16 protein-coding genes and 1 riboswitch are annotated in these 18,295 nt (G+C 63.9%); of the genes, 10 read left to right on the top strand and 6 right to left on the bottom strand.

Going from position 1 to position 18,295, the window contains the following annotated elements; genetic code table 11:
* Positions 1-15 precede the first annotated feature (15 nt).
* Positions 16-1,824, top strand: a complete 1,809-nt coding sequence (msbA, locus tag JV551A3_RS28500) for a lipid A export permease/ATP-binding protein MsbA (protein ID WP_133975799.1) — start codon at positions 16-18, stop codon at positions 1,822-1,824.
* A gap of 130 nt (positions 1,825-1,954) precedes the next feature.
* Positions 1,955-3,376, top strand: coding sequence for a bifunctional D-glycero-beta-D-manno-heptose-7-phosphate kinase/D-glycero-beta-D-manno-heptose 1-phosphate adenylyltransferase HldE (hldE, locus tag JV551A3_RS28495; protein WP_013974472.1), 1,422 nt, complete (start codon positions 1,955-1,957; stop codon positions 3,374-3,376).
* 134 nt (positions 3,377-3,510) lie between these two features.
* Here the strand turns inward: hldE and JV551A3_RS28490 are convergent, their stop codons facing one another.
* The 4 genes from JV551A3_RS28490 to JV551A3_RS28475 all read right to left on the bottom strand — a co-directional run bounded on the left by JV551A3_RS28490 (position 3,511) and on the right by JV551A3_RS28475 (position 7,045).
* Positions 3,511-4,479: a metal ABC transporter ATPase gene (locus JV551A3_RS28490; protein ID WP_133975797.1), complete on the bottom strand. Its 969-nt coding sequence runs from the start codon at positions 4,477-4,479 to the stop codon at positions 3,511-3,513.
* A gap of 50 nt (positions 4,480-4,529) precedes the next feature.
* Positions 4,530-5,342, bottom strand: a complete 813-nt coding sequence (locus JV551A3_RS28485; RefSeq protein WP_133975795.1) for an aldo/keto reductase — start codon at positions 5,340-5,342, stop codon at positions 4,530-4,532.
* Positions 5,339-6,514, bottom strand: coding sequence for an NAD(P)/FAD-dependent oxidoreductase (locus JV551A3_RS28480; RefSeq protein ID WP_133975793.1), 1,176 nt, complete (start codon positions 6,512-6,514; stop codon positions 5,339-5,341). The genes JV551A3_RS28485 and JV551A3_RS28480 overlap by 4 nt, the downstream gene beginning before the upstream one ends.
* A 198-nt stretch (positions 6,515-6,712) precedes the next feature.
* Positions 6,713-7,045 (bottom strand): DMT family transporter, encoded by a 333-nt coding sequence (locus tag JV551A3_RS28475; RefSeq protein ID WP_004577390.1) that lies wholly within the window; start codon positions 7,043-7,045, stop codon positions 6,713-6,715.
* 87 nt (positions 7,046-7,132) lie between these two features.
* Here JV551A3_RS28475 and JV551A3_RS28470 point away from each other — a divergent pair, with 87 nt between their 5' ends.
* The gene (locus JV551A3_RS28470) at positions 7,133-8,023 is read left to right on the top strand and encodes a LysR family transcriptional regulator (RefSeq protein WP_133975791.1); all 891 of its coding nucleotides are present in this window, start codon (positions 7,133-7,135) and stop codon (positions 8,021-8,023) included.
* Between the two features lie 11 nt (positions 8,024-8,034).
* Positions 8,035-9,306 (top strand): lipid IV(A) 3-deoxy-D-manno-octulosonic acid transferase, encoded by a 1,272-nt coding sequence (waaA, locus tag JV551A3_RS28465; protein WP_133975789.1) that lies wholly within the window; start codon positions 8,035-8,037, stop codon positions 9,304-9,306.
* A 178-nt stretch (positions 9,307-9,484) separates the two neighbouring features.
* On the opposite strand, the gene JV551A3_RS28460 is transcribed toward waaA, so the two are convergent.
* Entirely contained in the window at positions 9,485-10,921 is a 1,437-nt protein-coding gene (locus JV551A3_RS28460) for a TolC family outer membrane protein (protein WP_133975787.1), read from the bottom strand.
* A gap of 160 nt (positions 10,922-11,081) precedes the next feature.
* Positions 11,082-11,188: riboswitch (TPP riboswitch) on the top strand.
* A gap of 154 nt (positions 11,189-11,342) precedes the next feature.
* Between JV551A3_RS28460 and thiC the strand changes: the two genes are divergently transcribed.
* Positions 11,343-13,223: a phosphomethylpyrimidine synthase ThiC gene (thiC, locus tag JV551A3_RS28455; RefSeq protein WP_025340847.1), complete on the top strand. Its 1,881-nt coding sequence runs from the start codon at positions 11,343-11,345 to the stop codon at positions 13,221-13,223.
* A gap of 165 nt (positions 13,224-13,388) precedes the next feature.
* Complete coding sequence (cytX, locus tag JV551A3_RS28450; protein ID WP_133975785.1) at positions 13,389-14,672, top strand: putative hydroxymethylpyrimidine transporter CytX; 1,284 nt, start codon at positions 13,389-13,391, stop codon at positions 14,670-14,672.
* Here the strand turns inward: cytX and JV551A3_RS28445 are convergent.
* A complete protein-coding gene (locus JV551A3_RS28445) occupies positions 14,641-15,387 on the bottom strand; it encodes an RsiV family protein (RefSeq protein ID WP_133975782.1) in 747 nt (248 codons plus the stop codon). The genes cytX and JV551A3_RS28445 overlap by 32 nt on opposite strands.
* A gap of 185 nt (positions 15,388-15,572) precedes the next feature.
* Between JV551A3_RS28445 and JV551A3_RS28440 the strand changes: the two genes are divergently transcribed.
* The 4 genes from JV551A3_RS28440 (at position 15,573) to JV551A3_RS28425 (ending at position 18,290) form a co-directional block, all read left to right on the top strand.
* Positions 15,573-16,190 carry an NUDIX domain-containing protein gene (locus JV551A3_RS28440; RefSeq protein ID WP_133975780.1) on the top strand — a complete coding sequence of 206 codons (618 nt, stop codon included), beginning with the start codon at positions 15,573-15,575 and terminating at the stop codon, positions 16,188-16,190.
* Entirely contained in the window at positions 16,181-16,633 is a 453-nt protein-coding gene (locus JV551A3_RS28435) for a DUF1249 domain-containing protein (RefSeq protein WP_016501905.1), read from the top strand. Before JV551A3_RS28440 ends, JV551A3_RS28435 begins: the two co-directional genes overlap by 10 nt.
* A gap of 85 nt (positions 16,634-16,718) precedes the next feature.
* Entirely contained in the window at positions 16,719-17,519 is an 801-nt protein-coding gene (gene cpdA, locus JV551A3_RS28430; RefSeq protein ID WP_133979312.1) for a 3',5'-cyclic-AMP phosphodiesterase, read from the top strand.
* Positions 17,520-17,681: 162 nt separating this feature from the next.
* Positions 17,682-18,290, top strand: a complete 609-nt coding sequence (locus JV551A3_RS28425) for a YqiA/YcfP family alpha/beta fold hydrolase (protein WP_133975775.1) — start codon at positions 17,682-17,684, stop codon at positions 18,288-18,290.
* The last annotated feature ends 5 nt before the right edge of the window (positions 18,291-18,295 follow it).

The following is an 18,295-nucleotide window of genomic DNA, read 5'->3' as shown; positions in this document are numbered from 1 at the left end:
ACAGCGAGCTTGATAATGGCCGAAACACCGCGATCGGCGGAACACACCTCCAGCCTGAAGATCTACTTCCGGCTGCTGAGCTATGTGAAACCCTATGTCGGCATTTTCCTGCTGAGCATCATCGGTTTCGTGATCTTTGCCTCGACCCAGCCGATGCTGGCCGGGATCCTGAAGTATTTCGTCGATGGGCTGAGCAACCCCGAAGCAGTGTTGTTCCCCAACGTTCCCTACCTGCGCGACCTGCAACTGCTGCAGGCGGTGCCGCTGCTGATCATCCTGATCGCCGCGTGGCAGGGGCTGGGCTCGTTCCTTGGCAACTACTTCCTGGCCAAGGTTTCCCTGTGTCTGGTGCACGACCTGCGTGTGGAACTGTTCAACAAGCTGCTGGTGCTGCCTAACCGCTACTTCGACAACCACAACTCCGGGCACTTGATCTCGCGCATTACCTTCAACGTGACAATGGTAACCGGTGCTGCCACCGATGCGATCAAGGTGGTGATCCGCGAAGGCCTGACCGTGGTGTTCCTGTTCGGCTACCTGTTGTGGATGAACTGGCACTTGACCCTGGTAATGGTCGCCATCCTGCCGGTGATCGCGGTGATGGTCAGCGTCGCCAGCAAGAAATTCCGCAAGCAGAGCAAGAAGATCCAGGTGGCCATGGGGGATGTCACCCATGTCGCCTCGGAAACCATCCAGGGCTACCGCGTGGTGCGCAGCTTCGGCGGCGAGGCCTACGAGCAGCAGCGGTTCGGCAAGGCCAGCCAGAGCAATACCGACAAGCAGCTGCATATGACCAAGACCGGCTCGCTGTACACGCCGATGCTGCAGCTGGTGATCTACAGCGCCATGGCCGCGCTGATGTTCCTGGTGCTGTTCCTGCGCGGTGATTCCACTGCCGGTGACCTGGTGGCTTACATTACCGCCGCCGGTCTGTTGCCCAAGCCGATTCGTCAGCTTTCGGAAGTCAGCTCCACCATCCAGAAGGGCCTGGCCGGCGCCGAAAGCATCTTCGAACAACTGGACGAAGCACCTGAAGTGGACAGCGGTACCGTCGAGAAGGAGCGGGTGGAAGGTCGCCTGGAAGTGCGCAACCTCAGCTTCACCTACCCAGGTACCGAGCGTGAGGTGTTGAGCGATATCAGCTTCGTCGCCGAGCCAGGGCAGATGATTGCACTGGTCGGCCGTTCCGGCAGTGGCAAGTCGACCCTGGCAGCGCTGATCCCGCGCTTCTATCACCACGATCACGGGCAGATCCTGCTCGATGGCGTGGAGATCGAGGACTATCGTCTGCGCAACCTGCGTCGCCACGTTTCGCAGGTGACCCAGCATGTCACCCTGTTCAACGATACCGTGGCCAACAACATCGCCTATGGTGACCTGGCCGGCGCCCCGCGCGCCGACATCGAAGCCGCTGCGGCCGATGCCTACGCCAAGGAGTTCGTCGACCGGCTGCCAAAAGGCTTCGATACCTACGTGGGTGAAAACGGTGTGTTGCTCTCCGGCGGCCAGCGCCAGCGCCTAGCCATCGCCCGGGCACTGTTGAAGAACGCACCGCTGCTGATCCTCGACGAAGCCACCTCGGCGCTGGATACCGAGTCCGAGCGGCATATCCAGGCTGCACTGGACCATGTGATGCAGGGCCGTACCACGCTGGTGATCGCCCACCGCCTGTCGACCATCGAGAAGGCCGACCAGATCCTGGTCATGGACCAGGGCCGCCTGGTCGAACGCGGCACCCATGCCGAGCTGCTCGCGGCCAATGGCCATTATGCCCGCCTGCATGCCATGGGCCTGGATGAGCCGGCCAAGGCCGATATCACCTGAACCCTCGTTGATCGGGGCCATCGCGGCCCCGATTGTCACGGGAATTTTCCTGGGGTGATCTGGCCATAAAGCCGTCGTCTACCCTGTGCTAATATCCTGCCCCTGTTCATTATTTTCATATGGGTTGCCCATGAAGTTGTCCATGCCGCGTTTCGATCAAGCCCCGGTACTGGTGGTCGGCGATGTCATGCTCGACCGCTACTGGCATGGCGGTACTTCGCGTATCTCGCCTGAAGCGCCAGTCCCGGTGGTCAAGGTCGATCAGATCGAGGATCGCCCCGGCGGCGCGGCCAACGTTGCCTTGAACATCGCCGCGCTGGGTGCACCGGCTTCGCTGATTGGCGTCACCGGCCAGGACGAGGCCGCCGACAGCCTGGCCAACAGCTTGCAGGCTGCAGGCGTGCGCTCGGTGTTCCAGCGCATCGCGCATCAGCCGACCATCGTCAAGCTGCGGGTCATGAGCCGTCACCAGCAGTTGCTGCGCATCGATTTCGAAGAACCGTTCGCCACCGACCCGCTGTCGCTGGGTGCCGAGGTCGACAGCCTGCTCGAGGGCGTCAAGGTGCTGGTCCTGTCCGACTACGGCAAGGGCGCACTGAAAAACCACCAGAGCCTGATCCAGGCGGCGCGTGCCAAGGGCATTCCGGTACTGGCCGACCCCAAGGGCAAGGACTTTTCCATCTACCGTGGTGCCAGCCTGATCACCCCTAACCTCAGCGAGTTCGAGACCATCGTCGGCCGTTGCGCCGATGAAGCCGAGCTGGTCGCCAAGGGCCTGCAGCTGCTGCAGGACCTGGACCTGGGCGCCTTGCTGGTGACACGTGGCGAGCACGGCATGACCCTGCTGCGCAGCGGCCAGCCGGCGCTGCACCTGCCGGCGCGGGCGCGTGAAGTGTTTGACGTGACCGGTGCGGGCGATACTGTCATCTCCACCCTCGCTGCGGCCATCGCTGCCGGCGAGGACCTGCCCCACGCAGTGGCCCTGGCCAACCTGGCAGCGGGCATCGTGGTCGGCAAGCTGGGTACGGCTGCGATCAGCGCCCCCGAGCTGCGCCGGGCGATCCAGCGCGAGGAAGGCTCCGAGCGCGGTGTGCTGGGCCTGGAGCAATTGCTGCTGGCCATTGATGACGCTCGGGCACACAAAGAGAAGATCGTTTTCACCAACGGCTGCTTCGACATCCTGCATGCCGGGCATGTGACCTACCTGGAGCAGGCGCGGGCCCAGGGCGATCGCCTGATCGTCGCGGTCAACGACGATGCCTCGGTCAGCCGCCTGAAAGGGCCGGGCCGGCCGATCAACAGCGTCGACCGGCGTATGGCCGTACTGGCGGGGCTGGGGGCTGTGGACTGGGTCATCAGCTTCCCCGAGGGCACGCCGGAGAACCTGCTGAGCCAAGTCAAGCCGGACGTTCTGGTCAAGGGTGGTGATTATGGCATCGACCAGGTGGTGGGTGCCGATATCGTCAAGGCCTATGGCGGTACCGTGAAGGTGCTGGGGCTGGTCGAGAACAGCTCGACCACGGCGATCGTCGAGAAGATTCGCAAGAACTGAGAAAGCTGGGGCCGCTTTGCGGCCCATCGCGACACAAGGCCGCTCCTACACCAGGCCGTTCAACTTCAAGGCTTGCGCGGTCCCCTGTAGGAGCGGCCTTGTGTCGCGACGGGCTGCGCAGCAGCCCCAGAGTCTTACTTGTGCAATGAGGTCCGCGCCCGCACCAGCAGTTCCCGCGCCTTGTCGCCAAACCGCTGCAGGTGCGACGCCCGCACCGGCTTGTTCTCCACCAACCCCTGCTGTTTCACCCAATCCTTCCAGCGCACCCGCTCGTCCGTGACCACCCAGCCCTCCTGTCGGGCAAAACTCTCGGCCAGGTACAGCCCGCGCGTGCTCGCCGGCACCAGTTCATCCTTCTTCACGGTATACAGCTCAGCCAGTGGCTGGCCGTCTTTCAATGGCATCAGGTACAGATCTGGCCGTTTGCGGTTTAGCCGTGCCACCAGTTGGTCGCCCTCCAGCCGTTCATCAACATGGAACAGGCTGAGCTTCTTGGCGTCCCGGGGTACCTGCAGGCGCATGTCGTAGATCAGTTGCAGCGAGGCGGTGGGCAAGTGCACATACGCCCGTGGCCGTTCCAGCAGCATCAGCTTGCCGCAGTGCACCGGGCGCGCGGCACCGGACTCCGGGGTCAGCACGAAGTGCGGCGTTTCGCGGTAGTGCAGGGCGGCAGCGTAGGGTACCGGCAGCCAGGTGTCGTTGAAGCGCCCGCCCAGCCAGCCTTCCGGTGTTTCCAGCAGGCATTCCTCGGCCACTTCCTGCACAGCCGTGTGCAATGGCAGGTTCAGTTCCTGTGCTGGCACATAGCCGGAAATCAGTTTCAGCACCACATCGCCGCGATCTTGCCGGCGCTGACGCACCAGCACCCAGTAATCGCGGTTCTGCCAATGCAGGGTCAGCCGTACCGACACACCCAGGTTGGCCAGTTCGACCACGAAGCGCTGCACGTCGGGCAACTGGATGGCCTTGCGCCGCTGTTGGGTCTGGGCAAAGTTCAGCGGCATGCCGATGCTCTGGTAGATCAGCCCTTCGGGCGTGGCCTCGACATGCAGCGGCAGTGTCTTGAAGTTGCTCGGGTTCTTGCGGATCAGCGTTCGCGCCACGAGGCTCCTCCTTGCGTCGGGTCAGTCCAGGCCCGTGGGCCTGGGGCAACTCAATGCTGGCCCAGGATACGGGCGACGGTGGCCACGTTGTGGGCCAGGTGCAACGGATTGATGGTGCCGACGATAGCACTGCTGACGCCCGGGTGGGCGAATAACAGCTCGAAGCTGGCTTGCACCGGGTCAACGCCGGGGGCCAGGCAGATATGCCCACTGGCCAGGGCTTTCTTTACCAGGATGGCCTTGCCGTGCTCGGCAGCGTAGTCCAGTACCGGGCGTTCTGCTTGTTCGTTGAGGTTGTAGGTGACCATGGCGCAGTCGCCTTGCTCCAGCGCCTTCAAGCCGCCAGCGACGGTCTTGCCGGACAGGCCGAAGCCGAGGATCTTGCCCTCCTGCTTGAGCTCGGCAAGGGTCTGGTAGACCTCCTGCTGTTCCAGGATCGCCAGGTCGTTGCCGTCGGAATGTACCAGCACCAGCTCGATGCGGTCGGTTTCCAGGCGTCGCAGGCTGCGTTCCACCGAGCGGCGGGTATGAGTGGCGCTGAAATCGAAGTGCGATTGGCCGTTGTCGAATTCTTCGCCAACCTTGCTGACGATCACCCATTCGTCGCGCTGGCCGCGCAGCAGCGGGCCCAGGCGCTCTTCGCTGCGGCCGTAGGCTGGGGCGGTGTCGATCAGGTTGATGCCCAGCTCGCGGGCCTGGGCCAGCAGCAGGCGGGCTTCGTCGTCGCCGGGAATGGTGAAACCGGTCGGGTACTTCACGCCCTGGTCGCGGCCCAGCTTGACCGTGCCCAGGCCTAGTGGCGAAACCTTGAAACCGGTGCTGCCCAAGGGGCGATGGAAGTCGTGCAGGGTGGGCAGGCTCATGGCAGCAGTTGCTCCCAGGCCGCTACGGCCAGCGGTGGGCGTGGCAGGTCGGCCAGGTCGGCCTGCGCTTGTGGGCGAATGCCGTCGCGCTCCAGGTGGCTGATGACCCGGTCGCTGAAGTCCGGCGCAAGAGCCAGCTTGGTCGGCCAGCCGACCAGCAGGCGGTGCTGGTCGGCGAGGAAGGCGTTGTCCGGGCGTACCAGGCCCGATTGCGCCGGCTCCGCCCGGTCGACCCGCAGGGTGGCCCAGCGCACCAGGCTCTGGTCGACCCATGGCAGCAGGCTGGCGATTTCTTTCTGCGCCGCGGCAATTTGCGCAGCCGGCTCGCGGGCGACGCCATCGGCTTCGGCCAGGTCACCACCCAGGTACCAGACCCACTGGCCGTCGGCGGCCGGGTGGGTGGTAACTGTCACCCGTGGTTTCGGCCCACCACCCAGGCAGTGGGCGTAAAGCGGCTTCAGGTTGGCCCCCTTGGCCATCACCATATGCAACGGACGTGTCTGCATGGCCGGTTGGTTCAGGCCCAGGGCATGCAGCAGGTCTTCAGTGCCGGCGCCGGCGCTGAGCACGATGCGCTGGGCGCGGATGTCGCGTTCGTCGACGCGCAAGCCGACCAGGTCGTCGCCCTCGCGTAGCGGCTCGATGCACTCACCGGCCAGCAGGCTGTGGCCTGCCAGTTCGGCCAGGTTGGCCAGCAGGCTGGGCACGTCGATGACCAGCTCGGCCAGGCGATAGACCTTGCCCTTGAAGGCACGGTCCTGCAGTGCGGGTGGCAGTTGTTCGCCCTTGACCTGGTCGACCCGGCCGCGCACGGCCTTGCTGGCGAAGAAGCTGGTGAGGTTGCCGGCCAGGGTGCCTGGTGACCACAGGTAGTGGGCGTCGGACAGCAGGCGGGTGCTGGTCAGGTCCAGTTCGCCGCTACCGTTCAGCGCTTCGCGCCACCGGCGTGGCATGTCGGCGATGGCTTCCGAGGCGCCGGTGAGGGCGCCATGGAGGGCGTACTTGGTGCCGCCATGGATGATGCCCTGGGACTTGATGGTCTGCTCGCCGCCAAGGCTGGCGCGTTCCACAAGTACTGTCGAATAGCCCAGGCGGCGCAGGCGGGCATTGAGCCAGAGGCCTGCGACCCCGGCGCCGACGATCAGCACGTCAGTGGAAATGGCGGATGGCATGGCGGTACCTCGAAGACTGGGACAGCTGGCAAGTATACAGGGTCGGGCCGGCGTGGGCTTTGCGATCCTGGGGCTGCTGCGCAGCCCATCGCGACACAAGGCCGCTCCTACAGGCCCCGCGTATGCATCGGTCCCTGTAGGAGCGGCCTTGTGTCGCGATAGGGCCGCGAAGCGGCCCCAAAATCCATCAGGCAAACATCAATGCCCAGCCGTCTTCGAAAACAGCTGAATCACCACCACCCCACCCACAATCATGGCCATCCCCAGCATCGCCGGCATATCCAGCTTCTGCCCGTAGATCACCAGCGCCGCCACACTGATCAGTACAATCCCCAGCCCCGACCAGATGGCATAGGCGATCCCCACCGGAATGCTACGCACCACCAGGGTCAGCATCCAGAACGCAATGCCATAGCCAACCACCATCAGCAGCAACGGCAACGGCGTGCTCAGGCCTTTTACCGCTTTCATCGAGGCGGTGGCGATGACTTCGGCGCAGATGGCGATGGCGAGGTAAGTGTAGGCATTCATGGCGGGATCCTCCGGTGACTGGACGGGCATTCTAGACGTTACCTGGATGGGGTAAAGTCATTACCTATCACTATTGGAGATAGGCTGATGGCCGAGCAGTGGAACCTTGAACAGTTGCGTACCTTCCTGCGCGTTGCAGAACTGCGCTCGTTCTCTGCCGTGGCCCGTGAGCAGCGCAAGGCCCAGTCGGCGATCAGCAGCGCGATCGCCCTGCTCGAAACCGATCTGGGCGTCACCCTGTTCGAGCGCAGCAGTGGCCGGCAACCCAAGCTGACCGAAAACGGCAGCGCCTTGCTGGAAGATGCCCGCGAGCTGTTGCGCCAGTGCGAGCGTCTGGATGGCCGTGCGTTGGCGCTGATGCGCGGGCAGGAGGCCTTGTTGCGGGTCGCCCAGGATGAAGCCATGCCCTATCAGCCGGTCATTGACAGCCTCGACGAACTGGCCAGCCGCTATCCGTTCCTGGAGGTGCAACTGGCCAGCGGCGCCCAGGGCGATGTGGCGCGCAAGCTGGTAGAGCGGCGCGCCGATCTTGGCCTGTTCTTCCACCATGAGAGCATCCCGGCCTCGCTGGAGCGGCGCGCCCTGGGTAGCGTGGAAATGGTCACCGTATGCGCGGTCGGCCACCCGCTCGCCGGCGAAGACCGGGTCACCCGCCAGCAACTGGCGCGCCACCGACAATTACTGATCACCCCGCAGCAAAGCGGCTACCCCGGCGGCGAGGCGATCAGCCCGCAGGTGTGGCGCGCCGACAGCTTCTATGCAATGGCCGAACTGCTGATGCGCGGCCTGGGCTGGGCCTGGCTGCCGCGGCACGTGGTGCAGTACCCGACCTACCAGGCGCACATGGTCGAACTGGACAGCGAGTGGCGGCCACCGGCCTTGGTGGCTGAACTGGCCTGGCGCCGCGACGCGCCACTGGGGCCGGCAGCGCAGTGGCTGGCCGAGCGCTTTGCGGTGCACCTGCGCGCGATCGGGTAAACTCCGCGGCCATGAACAGAACTCTCTATACCTTGTTGTTTCACCTGGGCCTGCCGCTGGTTGCGCTGCGCCTGTACCTGCGCGCACGCAAGGCGCCGGCCTATGGCCAACGCATCGGCGAGCGCTTTGCCTTCAAGCTGCCGGCCATGCGCCGGGGCGGCATCTGGGTGCACGCGGTATCGGTGGGCGAGAGCATTGCGGCGGCGCCGATGGTGCGAGCCTTGCTCAAGGCCTACCCGGAATTGCCGATCACGCTTACCTGCATGACCCCGACCGGTTCCGAGCGTATTCGCGCCATGTTCGCCGACGATCCGCGCGTGCAGCATTGCTACTTGCCCTACGACCTGCCTTGGGCTGCGGGGCGCTTTCTCGACCAGGTGCAGCCGAAGCTGGGCATCATCATGGAAACCGAGCTGTGGCCCAACCATATTCACCAGTGTGCAAAGCGCGGCATTCCGGTAGCGCTGGCCAACGCACGCTTGTCTGAGCGTTCGGCCCGTGGCTATGGGCGCTTTGCCAGGCTGACCCGGCCCATGCTGGCCGAGATGAGCCTGATTGCCGTGCAGACCGAAACCGAGGCCCAGCGCTTCCGTGACCTGGGCGCGCGTTCGGAGTGCGTGGAGGTCACCGGTTCGATCAAGTTCGACCTGAAGATCGACGAGCAACTGTTGCCGCGCGCCAGGGCATTGCGTGAACAGTGGGACGCTGCACAGCGCCCGGTATGGATCGCCGCCAGCACCCACGACGGTGAAGACGCATTGATCCTGCAGGCGCATCGGCAGTTGCTGCAGGTGCATGGCGATGCCCTGCTGATCCTGGTGCCACGCCACCCCGAGCGGTTCGCCACGGTGCATGCACAATGCAGCGAGCAGTTCACCACCGTGCGCCGGTCTGCTGGTACGCCGGTGGATGCCAAGACGCAGGTATTGGTCGGCGACACCATGGGCGAACTGCTGTTCCTCTATGCCTTGGCCGACATCGCCTTTGTCGGTGGCAGCCTGGTGGCAACCGGTGGGCACAACCCGCTGGAGCCCGCGGCGCTGGCCTTGCCGGTACTGATGGGGCCGCATGTGTTCAACTTCCTCGAAATCAGCGCGATGCTGCGCGAGGCGGGGGCGTTGCAGCAGGTGGACGATGCCGACGGGCTGGCCGAAGCGGTGCGGAGACTGATCGAGTTGCCGCAGGATGCCCAGCGCATGGGCGAGGCGGGCAGAGCGGTGATGCGGGCCAATCAAGGGGCTTTGCAGCGGCTGCTCGATGGGTTGGGCAAACTCATCAGCTGACTTCTAACCAGAGTCAGCAATGGTGCGGTCCTTGTAGGAGCGGCCTTGTGTCGCGAAAGGGCCGCATAGCGGCCCCAGCAATCTGTGCATCAATGCTGATTCTCTAGGGCCGCTCTGCGGCCCTTTCGCGACACAAGGCCGCTCCTACAGCGACCGCGCTCGCCTTGGTCCAGTACTCTCAGGGGCGACGCTCGAAGTTCTTGGCCGCTGCAGCCGCCAGGTCCGGCGGCAGGAAGTCCTTGTCCGGGTTGTAGTCCGGCTTCAGGTACCGCTTGAGGTCCTGCAGATCCTGCGGGCTCAAGGTACCGGCCGCCTGCTTCAAGCTCAGGTTGTCGAGGATGTAGTCATAGCGGCTGTTGTTGTAGTCGCGCACCGAGGTGTACAGCTGGCGCTGAGCGTCGAGCACGTCGACGATATTGCGGGTACCCACCTGGTAGCCGATTTCGGTGGCTTCCAGCGCGCTCTGGTTGGAGATGATCGACTGCTTGCGCGCCTGCACCTGTTCCACATCGGTGTTCACCGCGCGGTGCAGGTTGCGGGTGTTCTCCACCACCTGGCGGCGCAGGCTTTCCCGCTGCTGCTCGCTCTGGCTCAGGCGCTGGTAGGCCTCGCGCACCTGCGAGCTGGTCAGGCCGCCGCTGTAGATCGGGATGTTCAACTGCAGGCCGATGCTGGTCTGCTCGACGTCGCCGCCATAGCGCGTGACGGGGGCCGGTGCGGGGTTGGTGAAACCGAAATTATCGTTGTCACCCTTCTGATACTTGGCAACTGCGTCCAGGGTCGGCGCATGGCCGGCCTTGCGCTGGCGCAGGGTTTCCTCGGCCGCCACCACCGCATGGTTGGTGGCCAGCAGGTTGAGGTTCTGGCGCCCTGCGGTTTCGACCCATGCCTTGGCGTCGTTGGGCGTAGGGACCTGCACCGGCAGGGTATGGACCACGCCCTGAATCGACGTGTATTCCCGGTTGGTCAGGGTCACCAGGGCCTCGAAGGCATCCTGTACCTGGCGCTCGGCAATGATCCGGTTGGCTCGCGCCGTGTCGTAGCTGGCCTGGGATTGCAGCACGTCGGTCTTGTCTGAGAGGCCGACGTCGAAGCGTTCGTTTGACTGGTCCAGCTGACGCTTGAAGGCAGCTTCCTCGGCCTTGGTCGCCGCCAGGTTATCCTGGGCGCGGAGCACGGCGAAGTAATTCTGCGCGGTTTGCAGGATCAGGTTCTGTTCGGTCGCCGACAGCTCCAGCGCCGCCTGTTCGTTGACCGCTTCGGCCGCCTGCAACTGGAACCAGCGGTCGGCGCGGAAGATAGGTTGCGCCAGGGTAGCGCTCCAGGTATTGCCGCTGCGGTTGCTGGTGGCCGAGGGTTCGTCCAGCTTGGTGCGGGTGTTCAGCATTTCGGCACCGGCCGAAAGGTTGGGCAGCAACCCGGCACGAGCCTGTGGCACCACTTCGCGGCGTGCGCCGTAATCGGCACGGGCCGCAGCCAGGTCAGCGTTGTTGTCGACCGCTTCCTGGTAGACGCTGACCAGGTCGGTCTTGACTGTTTGGGGCACGTCCGCTGCCCAGACCACTCCGTTGGACGCACAAGACACGGCTATCGCCAGTGAAAGTTTGCGCAGCATAGAGGCAATCCTTGTACGAAATTTAATTACTGAACTGTTGAGTATCGAGCGACGGGCCAGTGTAGTGCCATGCGCACCCGGCAACAATCGCTCGGGGTGCCTTTCATCATCCGCGCATTTACCCGCTTGGCTTCACCGACCACTCCAGTCTAGACTGCGCATGTTCTTGTCGGGGTGCCTTGAAGCAAAGGCTGAGATCGCAAAGTTGCGGATCCCGTTGAACCTGATCAGGTTAGCGCCTGCGTAGGGAACAAGATTGCTCGCCTTCCCGGGGAGCCTCTTGTGCCAGGTCCGGGAATGTCGCAGCTGCATGCAGCTTCAGGCACCCCCATATCCGGCACTGCACCCATCAAGGGTGCGTCCGCGCCTTTCAGGTTCACCCCGACATTCCACTGCTAGGAAGCCGTCTGGAGAGCCTGTGATGACCAAACAAGAAAAAGCGATCAACCTAAGCGAATCGGCACAAGTCGATCAGCAGTCCGTGCAACCGTTCCCGCGTTCGCGCAAGGTGTATGTCGAAGGCTCGCGCCCGGACATCCGGGTCCCCATGCGTGAAATCAGCCTGGACGACACCCCGACCGACTTCGGTGGCGAGTCCAATGCCCCGGTGCTGGTTTACGATACTTCCGGCCCGTACACCGACCCTAACGTTGTCATCGATGTGCGCAAGGGCCTGGCCGATGTGCGTTCAGCGTGGATCGAGGCGCGCGGTGACACCGAGCGGCTGGCCGGCCTGAGCTCAGACTTCGGCCAGCAGCGCCTGAACGATGCCGAACTGGCCAAGCTGCGTTTCGCCCACGTGCGCAACCCGCGCCGTGCCAAGGCTGGCGCCAATGTCTCGCAGATGCACTATGCCCGCCAGGGCATCATCACCGCCGAGATGGAGTACGTGGCCATCCGCGAAAACATGAAGCTGCAAGAGGCACGCGCCGCCGGCCTGCTTGACGAGCAGCACGCCGGCCACAGCTTCGGGGCCAACATCCCGAAAGAAATCACCCCCGAGTTCGTGCGCCAGGAAATCGCCCGTGGCCGCGCGATCATCCCGGCCAACATCAACCACCCGGAAGTGGAGCCGATGATCATCGGCCGTAACTTCCTGGTGAAGATCAACGGCAACATCGGCAACAGCGCCCTGGGTTCCTCGATCGAGGAAGAAGTGGCCAAGCTGACCTGGGGCATCCGCTGGGGTTCGGACACGGTCATGGACCTGTCCACCGGCAAGCACATTCATGAAACCCGTGAGTGGATCATCCGCAACTCGCCGGTGCCGATTGGTACCGTGCCGATCTACCAGGCCCTGGAAAAGGTCAACGGCGTGGCCGAGGACCTGACTTGGGAGCTGTTCCGCGACACCCTGATCGAGCAGGCCGAGCAGGGCGTGGACTACTTCACCATCCACGCCGGCGTACTGCTGCGCTATGTGCCACTGACCGCCAAGCGTGTCACCGGTATCGTCAGCCGTGGTGGCTCGATCATGGCCAAGTGGTGCCTGGCACACCACAAGGAAAACTTCCTGTACACCCACTTCGACGAAATCTGCGAAATCATGAAGGCCTACGACGTCAGCTTCTCGCTGGGCGATGGCCTGCGCCCCGGCTCGATTGCCGACGCCAACGATGCCGCACAATTCGGTGAACTGGAAACCCTCGGCGAGCTGACCAAGATCGCCTGGAAGCACGATGTGCAGTGCATGATCGAAGGCCCAGGCCACGTGCCGATGCAGCTGATCAAGGAGAACATGGACAAGCAGCTGGAATGCTGCGACGAGGCGCCGTTCTACACCCTCGGCCCGCTGACCACCGATATCGCCCCTGGCTACGACCACATCACCTCGGGCATTGGTGCAGCGATGATCGGCTGGTTCGGTTGCGCCATGCTCTGCTATGTCACGCCCAAGGAGCACCTGGGCCTGCCGAACAAGGATGACGTGAAGACCGGCATCATCACCTACAAGATCGCCGCGCATGCCGCCGACCTTGCCAAGGGCCACCCGGGTGCACAGATTCGTGACAACGCCTTGTCCAAGGCGCGCTTCGAATTCCGTTGGGAAGACCAGTTCAACCTCGGCCTGGACCCGGACACCGCTCGTGCCTACCACGACGAAACCCTGCCGAAGGAATCGGCCAAGGTCGCGCATTTCTGCTCGATGTGCGGGCCGAAGTTCTGCTCGATGAAGATTACCCAGGAAGTGCGTGAGTACGCGGCCAAGATCGAAACCGTGGATGTGACGGTTGAGCAAGGTATGCGCGAGCAGGCCGAGCGGTTCCGCCAGGAAGGCAGCCAGCTGTACCACAAAGTCTAAGACCGCTGGGGCCGCTTTGCGGCCCTTTCGCGACGCAAGGCCGCTCCCACAGGGACCGCGCAAGGCTTGAGGCCAGTGCGGTTTTTGTGGGAGCGGCCTTGTGTCGCGATACGAGGACGCAGTCCTCGCCAGGAACACCAACAATATTGCCGGCGAGCGCCAACCATGACATCACCCAGCCAATTCTCCCCCGACCACCCGGTCCCCATCGCCCAGCGCATCTTCGGCGCCCGCGACCTGTTCTCGCTATGGTTTTCCCTCGGCATCGGCCTGATGGTGCTGCAGGTCGGCGCCATGCTGGCCCCCGGCCTTGGCCTTGCAGGCGCAGTGCTGGCCATCGCCCTTGGCACCGGTGTGGGTGTGCTGCTGCTGGGGGCTGCCGGTGTCATTGGCAGCGACACCGGCCTGTCGGCCATGGGCACGCTTAAACTGAGCCTGGGCGGCCACGGCGCGCGTTTGCCGGCGCTGCTCAACCTGCTGCAACTGGTCGGCTGGGGCGCGTTCGAGATCATCGTCATGCGCGATGCCGCCAGTCTGCTGGGTGCGCGGGCGTTCGGCGAAGCCAGTGCCTGGAACAGCCCTGTGCTCTGGACGCTGTGCTTCGGCGCCCTGGCCACCTTGCTCGCGGTCGGTGGGCCGCTGGCGTTCGTGCGCAAGGTGCTGCGTACCTGGGGCATCTGGCTGCTGCTGGGTGCTTGCCTGTGGCTGACCTGGAACCTGTTCGCCAAGGCCGACCTGGCGGCACTGTGGGACCGCGCCGGCGACGGTTCGATGTCGCTGGCCGTGGGCTTCGATATTGCCATTGCCATGCCGCTGTCCTGGTTGCCGCTGATCGCCGACTACTCGCGTTTTGCCCGTAACGGCAAACATGTATTCGGCGGTACGGTGCTGGGCTACTTCATCGGCAACACCTGGCTGATGAGCCTGGGCGTGGGCTACACCTTGGCCTTTGCCGGCAGTGGCGAAGCCAACGCCCTGCTGCTGGCCCTGGCGGGCGCTGGCATGGGCATTCCACTGCTGCTGATCCTGCTCGACGAGTCGGAAAAGGCATTTGCCGACATTCACTCGGCGGCCGTTTCCACCGGGGTGCTGGTGCGCCTGAAGGTCGAACACCTGGCGCTGGCCATTGGCGTGCTGTGCACGCTGATCGCCCTGCTGGCGCCTCTGGCACAGTACGAGAACTTCCTGCTGCTGATCGGTTCGGTGTTTGCACCGCTGTTCGGTGTGGTCTTGATGGACCACTACGTGATCCGTCGCCGCCGCCTGCCGGCACAGGTGCATGGCTTGCACTGGCAGGCACTGCTGGCCTGGGGGGTGGGTGTTGCGGCGTACCATGTGATCGCCGCGCAAGCGCCCGACGTGGGGGCGACCCTGCCGGCATTGCTGCTGGCAGGGCTACTGCACGGGCTGCTGAGCTTCAGCCGCGGCCGGGAAACAGTTCGGGCTTGAGCACGCCATTCAGGCGCGGGTAGGGGATCTTTAATTCCACGTGGCCCATGGAATAGGGCGCGATGGTATAGACCTCGTACTTGACCACCACCGCGCCGTACGTCAGGGCGACGTGCGGCGACCGTTTGAACGGCCAGGTCTTGATGAACTCGGCATCCTTGTCCATGCCCACGCTGATCAGCCAGGCGCGGTGCGATTCTTCGACGGTTTTCCAGAAGGTGTCTTCCTGGCCGGGCACCAGCATGTCCTGCAGGGTCAGCACTTTGTCCAGCTTGCGCGAATAGTTGATGAAACCGCGCCCGGGCATGCCGTGGGCGCCGCCGCTGTCCAGGTAGCTGGACAGTTCGATGATCACCAGTCCGTCATGCTGCTCGCGTACCTTGGCCTGCAGGTAGCTGCTGTTGCGCTTGTCGGCACTGGCCAGGTACTGCTGCTCGTAGGCTTGCAGGGTGGCGGGTGCGTTACCGCGCTGGTTGTCTTCGGTCAGTTGCAGCAGGCGTTTCTCGACAATGCCATCGAGCTTGGGCAAGGCCGGGAAGTGGATCATGTCGATGTTCACCAGCGGGCAGTCGCTTTCGCTGCAGCCGGGTTTGACATGCTCCCAGGCATCGCGCTTGACCTCGAGCGGCGCCCGGTAGTTAGGCGTGAACAGGCTTTGGCAGGCCCCCAGGGCCAGGGCCAGCACAGCCACGGAAGTCAGTTTGACGAGTGTCATGAGGATCCTTGCAGAACAGGGAAAAGTCGGCCTTTGACCGTCTGCGCGGCCTTCAGTTCGCCACTAAGCTAACAGAGAGAAGGCGCGCTGTCCCGAGTGGGCGAACGGTTGCCGGAAAGGGGTGAAACCGGCAGGCGTGCAGAGTAGGATGGCGCGATGCGGTATTCGAGGTAATGAGGATTTCCATGTCAGACGCGTTGAACTCAGTGCCCAAGGGCTTCGAAATCATCGAGCGGGCCAACTGCTTCCAGGGCTTTTACAAGCTCGACAAGCTACGCCTGCGCCACGAGTTGTTTGCCGGGGGCATGGGCCGCGAGATCAGCCGCGAACTGTTCGTGCGCCATGATGCGGTGTGCGTGCTGCCGTACGACCCATTGCGCGATGAAGTGGTGCTGATCGAGCAGTTCCGCGTCGGTGCACTGGACAAGGTCGACAACCCCTGGCTGATCGAGATGGTGGCCGGGCTGATCGACAAGGACGAGCAACCCGAGGAAGTCGCTCACCGCGAAGCCGAAGAAGAAGCCGGCCTGGCCTTCAGCGCCCTGTGGCCGATGACCCGTTACTTCCCGTCGCCCGGCGGTAGTGACGAATACGTTCACCTGTTCCTCGGCCGTTGCCGCAGTGAAGGGGCGGGCGGCCTGCATGGCCTGGAAGAAGAGGGCGAGGACATTCGCGTGCGCGTGTGGTCGTTCGAGGATGCCTTGCAGGCGGTACGCGACGGGCGCATCTGCAACGCGGCGACCATCATCGGCCTGCAATGGCTGGCGCTGAATCGTGACGAAGTACGAGGTATGTGGAAGTGAACCTGCTGCGCGAGCGTTATCGGGTCGACCTGGTCGGGCTGCAGGCAGCCTGCGAGGCCAACTACGCCCGGCTGATGCGCCTGTTGCCAGACATGCGCACCACCCAGAGCTCGCGCCGCATCGGCATGACCCAAGGCGACCAGATGCTCGGCGTGCTGGTGCTCGACGTGGTACTGGCCTGCCCGTACACCACTACCCTGCACGTGCGCCAAGAGCACAGCCTGCCGTGGTTGCCGGTTCCGCACCTGGAAGTGCAGGTGTACCACGATGCGCGCATGGCCGAAGTGGTCAGTGCCGAGCACACCCGGCGCCTGCGCAGCATCTACCCATATCCGAACGAGGCCATGCACCAGCCGGACGAAAAGGCCCAGCTCAACCTGTTTCTCGGTGAATGGCTGAGTCACTGCCTGGCTTGTGGTCACGAACTGGCGAGCGTTCGCTGAAGTGTGACGCAGGTCGTTCGTGGGTGTTTGCTCGCGACCGTTGCACAGCCATAATTCCTGCTGAATCCGTTCGAGGAGACGGCCGTTGCCGCAGCAAGACCAATCGCGCCCCGTGCATGTGGTGCAACTGACCGATGCCCACCTGTTCGCCGACCCGGCCGGCAGCATGCTGGGCCTCAATACCCGTGACAGCTTGCGCCATGTAGTGGCCCAGGTGCGGCGGGAGCAGCCGCTTGTCGACCTGCTGCTGTGCACCGGCGACCTGTCCCAGGACGCCAGCGCGGCGTCCTACGAAGCGTTCCGCGAGCTGACCGCGCCATTTGCCGTGCCCACGCGCTGGTTGCCGGGCAACCACGACGAGGCGCGGGTCATGGCGCAAGTGGCACCGGAGCTGGTGCAGGCAGTGACCGATATCGGTGCGTGGCGCATCATCACGCTCGACACTGCGGTACCTGGGGCCACCCATGGGCTGCTGGAAGATGACCAGCTGAGCGTGTTGAAGGCAGCCCTGCAAGAGGCGGGCAACCGGCACTGCCTGGTGTGCTTCCACCATCAGCCGGTGGATATCGGCTGTGCCTGGATCGCGCCAATCGGCTTGCGCAATGCCCAGGCGCTGTTCGATATCGTCGAGGGTTATCCACAGGTGCGGGCGCTGCTGTGGGGGCATGTGCATCAGGAATGGGATGAAATGCGCGGTGGTCGGCGCCTGCTGGCCACCCCGTCGACTTGTATCCAGTTTGCGGCGGGTAGCGAAGACTTCAAGGTGAGCGACGAGCAGCCTGGATACCGCTGGCTGCGCCTGCATGCCGATGGGCGGTTGGAGACTGGAGTGGAGCGGGCGCTGGACTTCGAAGTGAAGCTCGATTTCGATAGCCCGGGGTATTGAGCTGCGGCTGCAGACGCGCTCCTACAGGGAACTGTGGTTGCGACTTCGGTGAAGAAATTGTTGCGAAACCCGTGACACTGCGTCAAAACCCGGCGAACGCGCTACACTGCGCGTCCCTGCGCCCATATCACCGGGCGCGAAGCCGCAGATTCCGGGGGCAGCATGTCGGGTTCCATCCTCTATATCCATGGCTTCAACAGCTCGCCACTTTCGACCAAGGCGCGCCAACTCGAGGCCGTGATGCAGCAGCTGGGTCTGTCGGCCCAATTGCGGGTGCCTGCCTTGCACCACCACCCACGCCAGGCCATCGCCCAGCTCGAAGCGGCCATCGGCGAACTTGGCGCGCCATTACTGGTGGGCAGTTCGCTCGGCGGCTACTATGCCACCCATCTGGCCGAGCGCCACGGCCTCAAGGCCCTGCTGGTGAACCCGGCGGTAACCCCGCACAAGCATTTCGACGGCTACCTGGGCATCCAGCACAATCACTACACCGGTGAAGCCTGGGAGTTGACCCACGATCACGTGCAGGCCCTGGCCGAACTGGAAGTACCAGCCCCGGTGGATGCCAGCCGCTATCAAGTGTGGCTGCAGACCGCCGATGAAACCTTGGACTATCGCCATGCCGAGCGCTATTACCGTGCTTGTGCGCTGCGCATACAGGCCGGCGGCGATCACAGCTTCCAGGGCTTCGCCGAGCGCCTGCCGGCACTGCTGGCCTTCGCCGGCATTGCCCGTGGGCAGTATGCAGCGCTCGATTTTTCTGTATTTTGACTTTT

It is taken from the genome of Pseudomonas inefficax, from assembly GCF_900277125.1.
Taxonomy (GTDB): Bacteria; Pseudomonadota; Gammaproteobacteria; order Pseudomonadales; family Pseudomonadaceae; genus Aquipseudomonas; species Aquipseudomonas inefficax.
This window is presented reverse-complemented; position numbering and strand designations above follow the sequence as displayed.